Consider the following 15887-nt stretch of genomic DNA (forward strand, 5'->3'; position numbering starts at 1 on the left):
ATGACTAATCAGATTTTTAAAATAATCTCGTTTCTGGCTCTTGTCATTTTGATACTGCCGTCGTTTATGTACTTTGCCGACAAGATGAATCTTGACCAGGTTAAAAATGCAATGCTGGCGGCTACTGTTATCTGGTTCGTTGCCGCAAGCCTGTGGATGTGGAAAAGTAATTCGGTATAATGCTATCTCACCATAACTTGGCCGGAGTCGACAACGAGAGTTTGTCCGGTAATAACTCTCGACTGGTCGGATGACAGGAAAATCACGGCGTCCGCGATATCCTGACCTTTGATTTCAACGCCGAGAATCGTTTTGTTCACATAATATGGAATGACCTCTTCGGGCCTGATGCCGTATTTTTTTGCGCAGATTTTAATATATTCCGGATTCCATATTTTTGAACCTTCGAAAACATTTCCCGGACAAATTGAATTCACACGTATTCCGTATTTGCCCAGTTCCATCGCCCAGCCTCTGGCCATATGTATTTCGCCTGCTTTGGTCGCGTTATAAGGCGTGTTGTTTTTGCTGGCTTCCAAACCTGATTTTGAGCTTAAGTTTATTATGCTGCCGCCGATGCCCTGGGCAATCATTATTTTCGCGGCATATTTTGCCATCAGCAGATAACCGGTCAGATTTATTTCCAGTGCCAGCCGCCATTTATCGGCGGGCATATCCACCAGCGAATATGCCGGTGCGATACCGGCCGCGTTGACAAGAATATCGAGTCCGCCGAATTCGTCCATTATTTGACTGAAAGCATTTTTAACGCTGGATTCATCAGTCACATTACACACAGCGACAATAACTTCAGCGGAAGGAAGCTCTTTTAATATTTCGCTTTTTGTCTGCTGCGCCGCTGCTGAGTCAATATCGGCCAGTGTCACAAAAGCTCCTGCTTTTGCAAGACCGATAGCGATACTTTTTCCAAGTCCGCTTCCGGCACCGGTAACAACGGCAATTTTATCTTTTAATTGGCCGTCATTTGTATTGCCTGCGGCTTTCTGACGAAAAGCTTCCGATTCCCAGTTATTGACAAAATCTATTTCCCGCCTGCGGAGCGGCTTGATGCCGCCGAAAGACAAAGCGTTATGTCGAATAAATAAAGAGCTTGATACGATATCCCTGATAACGCCTGCGGTTTTTTCAGGAGCGGTTACAAATAATCCGAGACCTTTGACTAAAAACGCTTTTGAAAGTTTTTCACCTTTTTTAATTTGCGAACTCAATTTCGCCGCTATTTTTTCAGAATTTACCGTTTCCAGCCAAATAGGCGTTCCGTTAGCGTAAACAAGCTCGTCAGGGCTAAGACAAGGACAGGAAAGCATCTTTTTAATGTTTTTATGCTTTAAAAAGCCTGCGATGGTATTATCAATGAAGAATTTTACCGGCACATATTTACCGGCGGCTTTATAGTATGCTTTTCTTATGGCATGTTTCGCATTCGTTATTTCCTGCGACGGCAGAACTTTTGGTATAGCCGCCCAGGGGCATTTAAGACCGGCCTGCATAATCTTTACAACCTGCGAAACCAGCTTTAGTGAGGTGTTCATGGATTCGGAACTGATAATAAGACCGTGTTTTTCAAGGAAAAGAACTGCCGGCTTTTTTTTGTACTGCGATTGATACTTATTAATTAAGGCCGATATTTTTTTGGCGAGCATAAAACCCGGGTCAACATAGGGAATCCATAACGGGGGATTCTTCCAGCCGTTGAAAATTTTATCGACCTTTTGCTGTCCATCTTTGGCGTTAACAAAAGCCCTTACAGCGTCAGGATGCAGATGAATAACATATTTATCGAGCATTGCGTGCAGGTGTGCCTCGACCGATGGCCGGGCATTGCTCTTGAGATTATCGGCACAGGAACAGGCAAGCCTTCTTACGACTTCTGTCTCCCGCGGGGTAACATCGAGTTTTGCAATATCTTTATCTGGAAGAATAGACAGAACTTTTTTAACGTCGAGCATTCGCCAGCCTTTTTCGGCATTCATATCTTTCAAGGTTGAGCCGCTGGCTTTGATATACATAAACCTGCCGTCGTTTGTTTTGACGGATGTGTTTCCGCCGCCGCCCTGGACGAGTTTCGTATCTTTTCCCACTGTATTGGAAATTTTAATCAAATCCGCTAATGCTTTGTCTATTTTCATATCTGTTTCCGTGTAAATTTTTCTATTAAAGTATTTTCAGCTTCTTTGGTCCACAATCCGTTATCGAGTTTGCTGGCTACATCCGGCATTTCTTTTTGCATTTGCTCAAGTGTTGTAAGAAGTAAATTCCCGCATTGCGGATATATAATTATTTTACCCGCTATGGACTGATTTTCAACAGCCCTGATACCCTCTATCGCCGATTCCAGGCTCGCGACAGCAGCCACAGAAAGATTCGTATCGAGTTTGCCTGCTTCGACTTTCGCGAGAACCTTTTTTATATCCTCGATAGTAGAGCCGCTTGTGCCGATGAAATAAAGTTTTTTCTCGATATAAGCATTAAGGTCGATTTTTCCTTTTACCATGGCCGGGATACCGGCGAAGATATTTATAATGCCGCCTTTGGCCGCGTCTTTGACGCATTGTGCCGCAAGTGCGGGTACAGGGGCCATAAGTGCGGCGTAATCGATATTGACAGGGGCTTTCTCTTTTGTGGGGTTATATGGTATATATTTTACACCTTTTTCTTTGGCGAGATTTGCCGCAATTTTTGTAAGCGACAATAGTCTGTTATCATCCAAATCTCCGGCATAAACAGTGATTCCTTTGATTCCCTGGCAGATATTTCTTATTGCGTGCATAACTCCCATCGGGCCGCCGGCGCCGATGACGTTCACCTTATCATTGGTGCGTATTTCACCGGTTGGCGGTATATGTTTCATTGCATCGGCAGGGTTATCGCCTGTTGTGCCGATTATTCTTATGCCGCCGTAGTGTACTAATCCGACAGCAGTTTCAACTTCCCTGTCGATTTTTTTGCCACACAGAACGATATTTATCAGTGCGTGAGCCTTGGCCTTATCGAAAAGCTTTTCGATAGTTTCCGCTTTTGCCCCGAAATAAACGATATCGTCAAACTTTTCATTTATATTTTCAAGTGACTCTGCCTTTGCATCTGATATTTTTTCAGGCTTGCCGAATTTTTCGAGCATTTTCGTGAAATTTGCGGAATTAAATTCGTCCTCTGTTACCACAAGCATTTTACTTTGCGGGCTGATTTGTTTGCGTTCTTTCGATATGTAAGAATCTTCAACGCATGCCCACGGTTCGCAAAGCGCCACTGCCGAGGCGCTTTTATCTTCCGGTGCGGGAATGAGTATAAATTCTCCTTCGGGCGAACAGCTTATTCTTTCATCGATTAATGTATATTCCTGAAGAGCGCCTTCGATGTTATATCCGAAGGCTCCGTTTGATTTTTCAGTTTTGAGCCATCTCATATCCGCCTGAACAAGGAATCTGTCGCCGACTTTCGCCCTTGTAACCCTGCTGCCGACTTTCACTGCCCTGACAACCGCTTCATGCCCCGGCACGGTAGGAGTTTTCTCTGTTTTATAGGCGGGATATTCATTCAGAACCGCCTGCTCCGCACCGGAAACAATTTTTCCTTTGCGAACATGGCTGTCGAATTGTTTAAGCAGCTTCAAATCCGAAAAACAAAGTCCTACGGCTTCGACCTTACAAAGAATTTGATAATCATTCGGCAAATAAACTTCTTTTTCAGTGTTAAATTTTAGCTGGTTCGGCCCCGTCAGTTGAACTGCTCTTTGTTTTTTTGGAATTCCCAAATTTATTTATCCTTCTGTCATTTCGAGCGAAGTCCTGATTTTATCAGGACGTAGTCGAAAAATCATTAAAAAGTATTCTTCATTTTTTCTTTGTATGAGCATGTACGAACATGGCGCCTTTATAAAAGTCCTCGCAAAGCGGCGCAAGTTCTTTTGAGTTAAAATCGTCAACAAATTTCTGGCCGGGGCTGTTCATTTCAGTGCCAGCTATTATGGGCAGGTTTCTTTTTCTGCAAATATCGACAAATTCATATAGTTTTTTACATTTTTCATCGGCCAAACCTTTGCCCGGCGTATAGTTTCTATCTGGAATAATATTGACCGCTGCAACGCCGTCAGCGACAGCGATGTCGAGCAGTTCTTCGATTGCCTGTTCGCCTGCACTTAGACCGTTTAGCCAGGTTAAAGTCGGTATGCCTCCGATTGCGAGGATGAATTTATTGATCTCTGACATTTTCGGAAATGAATTAGAGTCCGGCCGAACATATCCGACACCGCCTTGCTTCATAATTTTCGAACGGATAAGTCCCTGAAGTTTTATCCCGCCCGGCAAATCGAGTTTGCTTACATCCTGACCGAGTTTATCGCTCCAGAATTTTATCAGGTCGCTGCCGTGATGAATTTGTGCTGTCTTTTTTGCGTAAGCCAGACAGATATGCCTTTCAGTAACATTTCCCGCCGGCGTTAATGGAATTACGTCTTTTTCGTAATCGACAGTTATTGGTTTAAGATAAGCGTTAACTCTTTCGAGCATATTCCTGTTGCGCTGCTGTGCGGTCGATTTGAAACTTTCCAGTTGAGCTTTAAATTTTTCCGGTATTCCGCTGTAAGGCAGGCCAGTCGCCATATGATATGAAATGCCCGGCTCGCCCGGCGAATTAATTTCTCTGTCGGCAAATTCAGGAACGAAAACTCTTGTCTCCATTCCGCTCGATGCCTTGAGCCCCAGTTTTGCCGCGGCTTCGTAGAGTTCATCAGTCGAATCTATGACATCGAAATCTACTGTGCCGCAGCATCCAAGCCCCGTTTTTTTCGCCAGCCAGGCGATTTTTGTCGGGGAAAAACCCTCGGCGTTGTAAGAATAGAATGTGTGGAAGTGCATATTGGTTCTTTTGTCCGAGTTGGGAAAAGTGATTTTCCCGCAATCGGCTAAACTAATCAGCTCATCCAGGGCGTTTTGCCGCTCCCTGAGATTAAAGCTGTCCAGCTTTTCTTCCAGTTTGATAATTTGCAAATCATCCATCTTTCAGCAATTTTATAGTATTAACCGCTGTCGGTCAATCGCGTAAGTTTAGTTTTATTAGCCGATAATCATCATCGGTTCATTGACCGGCAGTGTCTGACCCGCTTCGACCAGTATTTTTTCCACTGTGCCCTCGGCAGGGCTTTCCATTTCGAGCGTCGCTTTGTCTGTTTCAATCTCGAACAGCACATCGCCTTTTTTGACCTTGTCGCCGACATTAACTTTACAGCTTACGATAGTTCCTTCTTCCATTGTTTGACCGAGTTTCGGTAAGTTTATAGTAGTTGCCATTTTTACCTCACTTTTTAACCATTGCCTTAACGGCGTTAATAACATCATCTACTGTCGGCACACTTGCGTTCTCAAGCGGTTCGCTCATCGGAGGCGGAACATCTTTGGCGGCCAGATTTACAGGTGCCGAAGACAGACAATCGAAACCTGTGCTTCCATCTTTAAATTTATAATCGATAACCCTTCGGGTAATTTCAGCGCCGACTCCGCACATCGCGAAGCTTTCGCAGAGGGTTACTAATCTCTTTGTTTTCTTTACCGATGCCGCTACAGTGTCGATATCCATCGGCTTGATTGTCCGCAGGTCGATAACCTCCGCGTTGATGCCGTCATTTGCAAGTTTTTCAGCGGCTTCAAGAGCGTTCATCGCCATTTTACTGTAGCTTACAATCGTAACATCGCTGCCGGTACGTTTAATATCTGCTTTGCCGAGCGGAATGATATAATCTTCAGCAGGAACAGCTCCGAGTTGTCCGTAAGTTGCTTTATGCTCGATAAATACTACCGGGTTATCGCTGCGTATAGCGGCTTTTAAAAGGCCTTTCGCGTCGTAAGGCGTCGAAGGCATAACAACATAAAGGCCGGGAATATTTACAAGCCACGGCTCAAGACTCTTCGAGTGATGAGCGGCTATGCATCTGCCAAGTCCGCCTTCGGTTCGCAGAACCATCGGCACTTTCGCGTGTCCGCCGAACATATACCTGTTGAATGCGCCGTTGTGCATCAACTGGTCCATCGCGATTGTAAGAAAATCGACATACATAATTTCAGCTATCGGCCGCAGTCCCCGAATTGCCGCACCAACTCCGGCGCCTGCGATAGCCGCTTCGGAGATAGCGGTGTCAATAACTCTATCGAGTCCGAATTCAGCGAGCATGCCTTTTGTCGCTGCGTAAGCTCCGCCGTAGAGGCCGACGTCTTCGCCGAGAAGGATAACATTTTTATCTCTTCTCATCTCTTCGGTCTGGGCTTCCACCAGTGCGCCGCCCATTGTGAGAACTTTCATTCCGAAATCGGACTGCACTTTGCTCTGGGCCTCCTGGCCTTTTTCCTTTCTGGTTTTAGCGGTAGAAGCTGCGAAAGCGACATTAAACGCCTTTGTCGCCTCCATTGCCTTTTTGGCAAGCTGCTTTTCATTTTCTATAATTGACGTTTCATAGGTTTCATCTACATAAACATCTTTTTCGAGGTTGGCTGCATTCGGCCAGGGACTATCGATTCCGAATTGTGTCGATTTTTCGATTGTATCATTAGCTTTTTTCTGAATGGCGTCCAGTTCTTCCTGTGTTGCGAGGTTTTCGCTAAGCAGCTTATTGGAAAGAACGGTAATTGGGTCCCTGTCTCGCCATTGTTTTTCTTCATCTTTTGTTCTATAGGCCCTTGGGTCGCTTCTGCTGTGGCCGTACCATCTGTATGTCTTGGCCTCGACCATTATCAGTTTGCTGTTTTTGCGGGTGTATTCGACGGCTTCTTTCATCGCAAGATATACGGCAACCACATCCTGTCCGTCTATTATCATAGCGGGCACATCATAAGCTGCGGCTCGAGTTGCGATATCTGTAATATTGCTTGCCTTGGCTGTTCCGACCACCGGGCTGCCTGAATATGGTACGCTCATACCGTAAAGATTATTTTCTATAACCGCGACCATCGGCACGTTCAGAGTTGAGGCCATATTCATCGATTCGTGGAAAGTGCCTGTATTTGTTGAGCCGTCGCCGAAAAACGATATTACGACTTTGCCGGTTTTTTTATATTTTTCAGCAATTGCCGCTCCGACCGCCGTTGGCTGATTTCCGCCGACAATACCGGTCGAGCCTAAATTGCCGTTTTTGACATCGACTATGTGCATTGAGCCGCCTCTGCCGTTGCAGTAGCCTGTTTCTTTTCCCATAAGCTCTGCCATCATACGGTTCCAGTGTGTTTGTCTTTCCTCTTCGCTTTTTGCGTATTTATTGCCCATCGCGCCGCAATGACCATGGCCTCGGTGTGTTGAGCCGATTACATCGCCGATTTGAATTGCCGCGATTGCCCCGGTCGCAACTGCTTCCTGACCTGCGTAAAGATGAGATGCGCCTTTGATAATGTTTTGGCCGAGAAGGTCGAATACCTTTTCTTCAAAGAATCTGATTTCGTGAATTGTCCTGAGCCAGTCTTTAACCTGTTCCAGACTCAGTACTTTGCCCTCGATTAATTTACTAATCTGAGGCAATGCGGTTTTCCGTTTATCATCGATTTTAAATGCCATCTGCTAACTCCTATTCTTATATTAAAGCATTACCCCTTTAGTATATAGTATACCATTTTTACACGTTCAAAAACAGACCCCAAGGGCATCTAAAATGTTTGTTTTTTGCTCAAAATAGGCCAAAGTGAACAAAATAAAACAAAAAAGCTTGTAATCGAACCGGAACGATATTACAATATGCGATTATGGAACATAAACGAACGATTAAGTTGTGAGGTGAAAAATGGGTCTTTCGGCTGAGAATCGACACAATTACATACTCGATTGCTTAAAGAATAACGGCAAAGTTATAGTTAAGGAAACTGCTGAAAAATTTGGCGTAACGGAGGTAACGATTCGCCGGGACCTTGCGAGCCTCGAAACAAAGGGCCTTGTCAAAAAGACTTATGGCGGGGCGGTATTGGCCGGCACCGAATTTAATCCCTCCGTCAGATTTCGTCATACAAAAAATCTATCCGCGAAAAAAATAATCGGCAAACTTGCCGCTGATATTGTTAAAGATGGAGATAATATTTATCTCGAGGCCGGCTCGACATGCTATGAGATAATTCCGTACCTTGCCGACAAGAAAAACCTTACAATAATTACGAACTCCCTGATGTTGATGAGCAGGCTTCATGAACAGCCTCAGCACAGGGTTATTGTTACGGGCGGTCAGTATCGTTCCGATACTATGGATATGATAGGTCCGCCGGCGGAGAACACTATTTCTCAATTGGGAGGCTTTACTTCTTTTACAAGCGCCGATGATATAAGTATCGGTTATGGTATCAGCGGCGCCGATGTCGCGACGGTAAGTTTTGTCAAACAGGTACTGAAAAGGGCGGCAAGGGCGGTATTCGTCGGAACAAGAAATAAATTCGACCGTGGCGCATTATATAAAATAGTGGATTTGGACGATTTGGATTATATTGTTACTAATGCCTGCCCCGGCGACGCATGGGAAAGATTCGCCAAGGAGCATAACATAACGCTGTTCTATCCCGCCGAAGCGGTGCACGAAGATTTGCAGCCGGAGTTTTAATTCTATTAAATAAATTTAGGAAGGACGACAATATGAAACAGGACGATATTATTAAAGCTTACAATACTGCAAAACAGAGATATTCTGAAATCGGGGTCGATACTGACAATGCTATGGATGCCCTTGCCGGGATACCTGTTTCGATAAATTGCTGGCAGGGTGACGATGTCGGAGGTTTTGAAAAGCCAAACTCCATTCTCGCTGGCGGCGGAATTCAGGCGATAGGTAATTATCCCGGAAAAGCCCGGAATATTGACGAGCTAAGAGCGGATATTGACAAGGCGTTGAGCCTGATTCCCGGCAAACATCGTCTTAACCTTCACGCCTGCTATCTGGACAACGGCGGCAAATTCATTGAAAGAGATAAAATCGGCATAGAGCATTTTCAGAGCTGGATTGACTGGGCCAAACAAAGAGGTCTGGGTCTGGATTTTAATCCGACTTATTTCTCACATCCTAAAGCGGCCGATGGTTTTACTTTGAGCCATTCCGACAAGGGCATAAGGGATTTCTGGATAAACCACGGAATAGCCTGCAGAAAGATAGCTGAACAAATGGGTAAACAGCTCGGCTCCGCCGCAGTTACCAATTTCTGGGTTCCGGACGGCTATAAGGATATTCCTGTCGACAGAAAAATTGCCCGCGAAAGGTTAAAGGATTCTCTGGATAAAATTTTCAAACAGGCAATTGACCCGAAATACAATCTGGATTCTGTTGAGAGCAAACTTTTCGGGATAGGCTCTGAGAGTTATGTTGTCGGTTCGCACGAATTTTATATGGGTTATGCCGTATCACGCAAAAAATTATTGTGTCTTGACGCGGGCCATTTCCATCCAACCGAGACTATTGCCGATAAGATTTCGTCTGTGATGATGTTTTGCGATGAAATGCTTTTACATGTCAGCCGGCCCGTCCGCTGGGACAGCGACCATGTTGTTATTCTTAACGATGAGCTTGAGGCGATAAGTCAGGAGATTGTAAGGGGCAATTTTTTAGACAGGGTACATATTGGTCTTGATTTCTTTGACGCGAGTATCAATCGTATTGCCGCATGGGGAATTGGAACCCGCTCTATGATTAAATCGCTGCTGCTGGCCCTTCTTGAGCCGACGGAAAAACTGAAACAGATTGAGAATCAGGGTGATTTTACAGCAAGGCTGGTGACGCTCGAAGAGCTTAAGACGATGCCGTTTGGTTCCGTCTGGGATTATTATTGTATGAAGAATAATGTTCCCATCGGCTTCGATTGGCTCTGGCAGGTCAAAAGCTACGAAACGGCTGTACTTTCAAAAAGAGCCTGATTCTGATTAGCGGCGCAGACATTTTTGGTTGTCTAAAGGCGGTCGGTACACTATACTGAAAAACTCAATTTTTTATTAGTTTTAACTTTTTACTAATCGCTGTTTTTTGATAAAATTCGCGGGAAGTATTTTAAAGGAATTTTTTAACAGGAACCAAAGAAATGGAACACAAAAAATCAGGTTGTCCGGGCAAGGCAAAATATCTTGCGGGGAAAAGAATCCTTCCGAAACCAACATCCAAAGACACAAGCATAGTCAGTCTTATCGATAATATGGATGCCTACAACGGCGGAAGATTAAGAGCGGCCTGTCATCTCCTGCGGGACAGATATTCTCAGGAAGATGTTACGGTAGGCTTAAGTCTTGCAGGTGCTCTGACACCGGCAGGGCTGGGGCCATCGACGATTATTCCATTGATGAATCACGGCTTTGTCGACTGGATTGTAGCGACAGGCGCCAATATGTACCACGATATTCATTATGCCTTTAATCTGCCGATGTTCCGCGGAACCCACACCGTTGATGACGCGGACCTCAAAGCAAAAGGCGTAACCCGAATCTACGATATCCTGTTCGACTATGAAGACGTCTTAATGGAAACAGACCGCAGACTGCGCGAAATCCTCATCAGACCTGAATTCCAAAAAGAGATGGGCACCCGTGAATTTTATCACCTTCTTGGCAAAATACTCAGCGACCTCGAAGAAAAACATAATCTCGGCCAGGTAAGTATCCTCGCAGCAGCGTATCGCAACGGCATACCGGTATTTACATCTTCGCCGGGCGATTCGACTATCGGAATGAATGTTGCAGGATTGGAATTACTTGCGGAAGCATCGGGATTATTAGACAAATTCAAACTCAAAATCAATCCGAGCATCGACGTTAATGATTCTACCGCAATTATCTTGAACGCCAAGACTTACGAAAAAGGCAAAACAGGCGTTATCCTAATCGGCGGCGGAAGCCCGAAAAACTTCGTGCTCCAAACCGAGCCGCAGATTCAGGAAGTACTTATGATTCCTGAAGTCGGCCAGGATTACGATATCAATATAACTGATGCAAGACCCGATACGGGCGGACTTTCCGGCGCGCCGCCATCAGAAGCGGCAAGCTGGGGCAAAATCGACCCGACAAAACTCGAAGAAACCGTTACGGCCTACCTCGATGTAACCGTAGCGTTTCCAATGATGGCTGCCTACGCAATACAGGCCGCTAAACCCAAGAAACTAAAAAGGTTATATGACAGAGCAGATGAACTCCATAAGAAACTGATTGAGTCATATCTCGAAAATAATAAGGAAGTAGATAAACTTAGAGGGCTAATCAGGAAGCTTGATTAACACGGACGGACACCGACTAAAACACTGACCGACACGGAGAGCTGTAAGTCCTTATTTTTATTTTAAAAATAAGGACTTAGGGGAAAAAAATCGTCACAAATGCGCAAGTTTTTTTTATTTTCGCGCAAGTTCTTCCAAAAACACACCCAAAACTAACCACGAATTCACACGAAATGACACGAAATTTAGTTTTTTAACGACTTTTTTACGGTTTTTGAAGGGTTTTTCGCGGAATTGCGCACTTTTTTTTAGGGTATAGGAGACAGGGTAGAGGGTATATAAAAAGCGGGAAGTTGAGGAATCGCCATATCGGGAATTTTTGTACCTATAGCATGGCATAATAGCCATTAAGTTTGGGGAAAGAGGGGATAGAATTGAAGATTTGAGGAGTCCGCCAAAGGCGACTCAACATAAGATTGATATTAGATAATGACAGGGGGAAATTAGTGGGAATTGGAAGATAATAAGGTATAATTTCTGCGAAACAGCAAGGATGGGCAAAAAGAAAATTATAGTATAACAATTTTTATTTGTACATAGGAGGAATTAAAATGAAGAAGATAATTATAATTTGTATGATGACGGCGATAACTTCTGCAGTCTACGCGCTGCCATCGGATAACTTCGATAACAATTCGATGGATCCATCCTTATGGCATCTCTATCAGGTTGATATAAATGCCTGGGTGAGCGAAACTAACCAGAGATTAGAGCTGCGTTCTACTGGGGGAGGGGCGGCAATTTATTACGCTAAGGGCTGGGGTCTTTCAGCGACTAATGATTTTTCATTTAAGATTGATTTTCACTTTTTCAGACCATCTTCCGGCCCAGCAGATACTGATGCCTCCGTTCAGTTTTGTATTAACAATGGCTTTTCTAACGATGTTATAATAGAAGCCGGCTGCGGTTCAACTGGTGAAGGAACCGCTTATCACTCATTTTTCTATAGTTCGATAGAGAATCCAATAGAAGGCACTGAAGTGCCCAAAGGCGAGAAAGAAAGAAATACAGACAATGGAACTTTGTATATCTCCTACGATGCAAGTGAAGATGTACTTTATCTGAGCGATATCGGCTATGGGTCTGAAAATGCATGGGTGACCATCCCAGGCCTGGTGCAGGGCGAATGGGGCAACAACGCTCTCATTCCATCTTTCGGCGGCTGGTCGGATGGCATAGTTCTGAATTCCGGAGACGCCTATCTTGATAATTTCGTAGTCGATAGCGGAACAATTGTCCAAATCTGCGAATATGCACTTGCCGGCGATTTAAATAATGACTGTAAAGTGAATTTTGGCGATTTTGCAATTATGGCCGAGAACTGGCTGATAGATTGTTACGCGAATCCTTCCGATCCTGCTTGTGTGTCTAAATAACAATCAGGGACATCAAGGCAGGTGAAAATTTTTTAGATGGATTGATTTTTGAAAATATTCATGATATAATTTGTCGAACATCGAGGTAAAGAAACGGCATCGGAGGAAGAAAATCTATTCTTCTTAAGCAAGCTAAAAAACTGCTTCGGGAATTATAAAATATCACAGCAAAAAGTGTGGTAGATTGATGCTAAAGAAAACAGAACTCATCCGCCGTCGCCAAGGCTATGGCGGGACAGGGAACGCAGGAGACAGAATAAGGAATCCCGCTGAGGACGACTTAATATGGAGATTGATATTAGTATAATGGCAGGATAACTCCGCACCGGATTAGGTGTGGGATAAAATTGATAGGAGTTGTGCTTATTACATAAGAGGTGTTGAAGAGAAATATTAATATTAATATCGCATTGATGCTCAAGTAGGAGTGCATATGAAAATGGAAACGTCAATAGTTACTATTGGGTCAGCAAATTCTGAACAGATTTTAGTGGTAGATAAGGTTATTTCAGGATCTAAAAATAACTGTAAGTTTGTCAAAGAAAGCTTCGGGGGCAGCGCAGTTAATTGGGGAGTTCGTCTCAAATCAATAAATATAGATGAAATTGGTGACATATATGTTGCCTGCCCCATAGGAGGCGATGGTAGAGGCGGTAGAATCCAAGACGAGTTATCACAAATGAAGATTAAAGTTATTCCTAGTCTTCCATTGCCGGAGGGGTGTACAACTAGTCATAGTGTTATTGTTGTAAGTGGTGATGAACGTACAGTATATACCGAAATTGGGTCCTCTGTTGAAAAATGGGCTATGAGCTTAGCAGAAAACATAGAAACAGAAGTCCCGGCTAATAAGCCAATTATTGCAATGATTGGCAATATTGCTAAATCTAATGATAACAATGGGAATGCACTTATAGTTACTGAACAAGTAATTAGTGCTCTATCTAAAAAACAAATTTCTTTTATATACGCCAATTTTGGCCGTGCCCAGTATTCTTTCTGTTATCATCACTGGGTAAATGTTTGGGATAAGATAAATTGTTTTCAGCTCAATGTTAATGAGGCTCGAGATTTTGTTACCAGATCATGTGATTGTGCAGAGTGTAGGAATAGACTAAAGGATAAAAAAGTTAAATTGCCATCAAATCTTTCTCTTTATAGTATTTTGAAATTTTTAAAGGGAATTGATGCAACGGCCGTAATCACACTTGCAGGTAGTGGTTCTGTTGCTGTTATGAGAAATGATAATAATGTGATATTTACATGGCCTAGACAACCCACAAAACATTGTGACACAACGGGAAGTGGTGACGCCTTTGGCGCAGGTGTAATTTGGGCGTTATTAGTCTATGGTAAACTAAAAAATGTTCGTGAGTATTCCAGAGCATTCTCCGCGGGTAGCGTTTGGGGCGCTTCAGCCTGTAGCGAGTACGGAGGCCACAAAGGAACACCGGATACCAGTGAGTTGTTTCGAGCTCTAGGTGATACTGCCCTTGAAGACTATCCATCAATTTATAGGGAAATTGATAAAGCTGAGCCATTGCTTTATATGCTTGATGACAAGAAATATTATTTTTAATGATATGTGTTATAGATTATCAAGAGTATTTTTGCAGAACAAATCGATATAGCGAACTCGCTGAGATTTGCTGCTGACCTATGTATTGAATAGGACGAGGATTTTTGATTTATAGATTCCTGCTGAAAGAGAAGATTAAAAAGATTTCTCCACACTGGTCGAAATGACCCCGATGAGATAGCCGAAGCGGCATCTCACGGGGCAAGCAATGAGATTCTTCACTGTGCTACGCTCCGTTCAGAATGACATTCTGCGCGGGAATAACATTTCACTTGATTGTAACAAAATTCCGTATTATAAAAGGGTAATAAGTGCATAAGTACATAAGAACAAAAGGACATAAGGAAGTAGGGAATGAAGGAAAATTTAATCAAATTAGCGAAAGAACACGGGACGCCGTTGTTTATTCTTGACCACGCGAAGATTCGGGAGAATTTTCGCACGTTTAAGAAGAATCTGCCGAATGTTCAGGCCTATTACGCGGTAAAGGCAAACTCCAATCAGGAAATTATCAAAACGCTGTTCAACGAAGGGGCGAGTTTCGATGTCGCTTCGTATAACGAGTTTATGCAGATTTATAATCAGATAAAAGGTTTTAAAAAAGCGGAAAAAGACTTTTTTATCTGGGACAAAATCATCTTCTCCAATACCATCAAAGATAAAGAAACTTTGCAAAAAATCAAAAAGTACAAGCCTTTGGTAACTTACGATAACGCCGATGAGGTGGATAAGATTAAGGAAAATTGCGAAACTGCCGGGCTGGTTTTGCGATTGAAGGTACCCGATACCGGCTCGCAGGTCGAGATGAGCTCGAAATTCGGGGCTGAACCCGGCGATGCGGCGGGACTGATAAAAAAAGTCTTCGATTCGGGGCTTGCGGTCGAGGGTTTAAGTTTTCACGTTGGAAGTCAATGCACGAATTTCGATAATTACGCGGTCGCGCTTCAGATAACATCGCAGATTTTTAACGATGCCCGCAAGAAGGGCTATAATCTGAAAATAGTCGATATCGGCGGCGGATTTCCTGCGGCGTATGATTCGGCAGTGCCGCGGTTCGAGCAGCTTGCGGAAGTAATAGATTCCGAATGCAAAAGGCTGTTTCCGGAAGATGTCGAACTTATAGCCGAGCCGGGCAGGTTTATGGTGGCAACGGCCGCGGTGCTGGTTTCGGAAATAATCGGCAAGGCGACGCGAAGCGGCAAAATCTTCTATCATATAAACGACGGCGTATATCATACGTTTTCAGGGATTGTTTACGACCACTGGATACCGAATTTTCATTCGTTCAAAGATGGCGAGACGGCAGTTTGCGCGGTTGTCGGGCCGACGTGCGACAGCTTCGATAAGATTTCCATTTCGGAACAACTGCCGGGCAATCTGCAAATCGGCGATATGTTTTATACGGAAAATATCGGAGCGTACAGCATCGCATCATCGACGAAATTCAACGGATTTGAGGGAGCGAAGATACTGCATATAAATAATTAAAAGAACTCAGAACTCGGAACACAGGACACAGAAGAAAATTTGAACGTCCAACATCGAACGCTGAACATCGAACATTGAATAAAAAAATTGCTTCGCAATGATTTTATGAAAGCGTGTGTCTCCTCTTGCGGTTAAAATGCCGCATGAGAAAACCTAATTCAGCGACCACAAGTCGCAGAAAGGAGACACACATGGAAATTATATCAATGGATTCGCATA

12 protein-coding genes are annotated in these 15887 nt (G+C 43.8%); 7 read left to right on the plus strand and 5 right to left on the minus strand.

Features of this window, described 5'->3' with window-relative positions; all coding sequences use genetic code 11:
* Positions 1–180, plus strand: coding sequence for a hypothetical protein (locus WC496_10040; protein MFA5293360.1), 180 nt, complete (start codon positions 1–3; stop codon positions 178–180).
* Positions 181–182: 2 nt separating this feature from the next.
* Here the strand turns inward: WC496_10040 and WC496_10045 are convergent, their stop codons facing one another.
* The 5 genes from WC496_10045 to WC496_10065 all read right to left on the minus strand — a co-directional run bounded on the left by WC496_10045 (position 183) and on the right by WC496_10065 (position 7557).
* Positions 183–2150, minus strand: a complete 1968-nt coding sequence (locus WC496_10045; protein MFA5293361.1) for an SDR family oxidoreductase — start codon at positions 2148–2150, stop codon at positions 183–185.
* Positions 2147–3775, minus strand: a complete 1629-nt coding sequence (locus WC496_10050) for an alcohol dehydrogenase catalytic domain-containing protein (protein MFA5293362.1) — start codon at positions 3773–3775, stop codon at positions 2147–2149. Before WC496_10050 ends, WC496_10045 begins: the two co-directional genes overlap by 4 nt.
* 79 nt (positions 3776–3854) lie before the next feature.
* Positions 3855–5018: a hypothetical protein gene (locus tag WC496_10055; protein MFA5293363.1), complete on the minus strand. Its 1164-nt coding sequence runs from the start codon at positions 5016–5018 to the stop codon at positions 3855–3857.
* A gap of 57 nt (positions 5019–5075) precedes the next feature.
* Complete coding sequence (locus WC496_10060; GenBank protein ID MFA5293364.1) at positions 5076–5309, minus strand: biotin/lipoyl-containing protein; 234 nt, start codon at positions 5307–5309, stop codon at positions 5076–5078.
* 7 nt (positions 5310–5316) lie between these two features.
* Positions 5317–7557, minus strand: a complete 2241-nt coding sequence (locus WC496_10065; protein ID MFA5293365.1) for a dehydrogenase E1 component subunit alpha/beta — start codon at positions 7555–7557, stop codon at positions 5317–5319.
* A gap of 223 nt (positions 7558–7780) precedes the next feature.
* On the opposite strand from WC496_10065, the gene WC496_10070 reads away from it, so the two are divergent.
* The 6 genes from WC496_10070 to WC496_10095 all read left to right on the plus strand — a co-directional run bounded on the left by WC496_10070 (position 7781) and on the right by WC496_10095 (position 15668).
* Positions 7781–8581 carry a DeoR/GlpR family DNA-binding transcription regulator gene (locus tag WC496_10070; protein MFA5293366.1) on the plus strand — a complete coding sequence of 267 codons (801 nt, stop codon included), beginning with the start codon at positions 7781–7783 and terminating at the stop codon, positions 8579–8581.
* 32 nt (positions 8582–8613) lie between these two features.
* Complete coding sequence (locus tag WC496_10075) at positions 8614–9882, plus strand: L-rhamnose isomerase (GenBank protein ID MFA5293367.1); 1269 nt, start codon at positions 8614–8616, stop codon at positions 9880–9882.
* Positions 9883–10043: 161 nt separating this feature from the next.
* The gene (gene speY / locus WC496_10080) at positions 10044–11225 is read left to right on the plus strand and encodes a deoxyhypusine synthase (GenBank protein ID MFA5293368.1); all 1182 of its coding nucleotides are present in this window, start codon (positions 10044–10046) and stop codon (positions 11223–11225) included.
* A gap of 551 nt (positions 11226–11776) precedes the next feature.
* A complete protein-coding gene (locus WC496_10085) occupies positions 11777–12601 on the plus strand; it encodes a hypothetical protein (protein MFA5293369.1) in 825 nt (274 codons plus the stop codon).
* Between the two features lie 433 nt (positions 12602–13034).
* Positions 13035–14180 (plus strand): carbohydrate kinase family protein, encoded by a 1146-nt coding sequence (locus WC496_10090; protein MFA5293370.1) that lies wholly within the window; start codon positions 13035–13037, stop codon positions 14178–14180.
* A gap of 354 nt (positions 14181–14534) precedes the next feature.
* Positions 14535–15668 carry a type III PLP-dependent enzyme gene (locus WC496_10095; GenBank protein ID MFA5293371.1) on the plus strand — a complete coding sequence of 378 codons (1134 nt, stop codon included), beginning with the start codon at positions 14535–14537 and terminating at the stop codon, positions 15666–15668.
* Positions 15669–15887: the final 219 nt, after the last annotated feature.

This window comes from Phycisphaerae bacterium (genome assembly GCA_041652575.1).
Classification (GTDB): Bacteria; Planctomycetota; Phycisphaerae; order Sedimentisphaerales; family UBA12454; genus UBA12454.

Bases quoted from the DNA above. Each gene is read 5' to 3' on its own strand.
- WC496_10090 (MFA5293370.1), top strand. From the start codon at position 13,035: ATGAAAATGGAAACGTCAATAGTTACTATTGGGTCAGCAAATTCTGAA.
- WC496_10070 (MFA5293366.1), top strand. From the start codon at position 7,781: ATGGGTCTTTCGGCTGAGAATCGACACAATTACATACTCGATTGCTTA.
- WC496_10045 (MFA5293361.1), bottom strand. From the start codon at position 2,150: ATGAAAATAGACAAAGCATTAGCGGATTTGATTAAAATTTCCAATACA.
- WC496_10085 (MFA5293369.1), top strand. From the start codon at position 11,777: ATGAAGAAGATAATTATAATTTGTATGATGACGGCGATAACTTCTGCA.
- WC496_10075 (MFA5293367.1), top strand. From the start codon at position 8,614: ATGAAACAGGACGATATTATTAAAGCTTACAATACTGCAAAACAGAGA.
- WC496_10095 (MFA5293371.1), top strand. From the start codon at position 14,535: ATGAAGGAAAATTTAATCAAATTAGCGAAAGAACACGGGACGCCGTTG.
- WC496_10055 (MFA5293363.1), bottom strand. From the start codon at position 5,018: ATGGATGATTTGCAAATTATCAAACTGGAAGAAAAGCTGGACAGCTTT.
- WC496_10065 (MFA5293365.1), bottom strand. From the start codon at position 7,557: ATGGCATTTAAAATCGATGATAAACGGAAAACCGCATTGCCTCAGATT.
- WC496_10060 (MFA5293364.1), bottom strand. From the start codon at position 5,309: ATGGCAACTACTATAAACTTACCGAAACTCGGTCAAACAATGGAAGAA.
- WC496_10040 (MFA5293360.1), top strand. From the start codon at position 1: ATGACTAATCAGATTTTTAAAATAATCTCGTTTCTGGCTCTTGTCATT.
- speY (MFA5293368.1), top strand. From the start codon at position 10,044: ATGGAACACAAAAAATCAGGTTGTCCGGGCAAGGCAAAATATCTTGCG.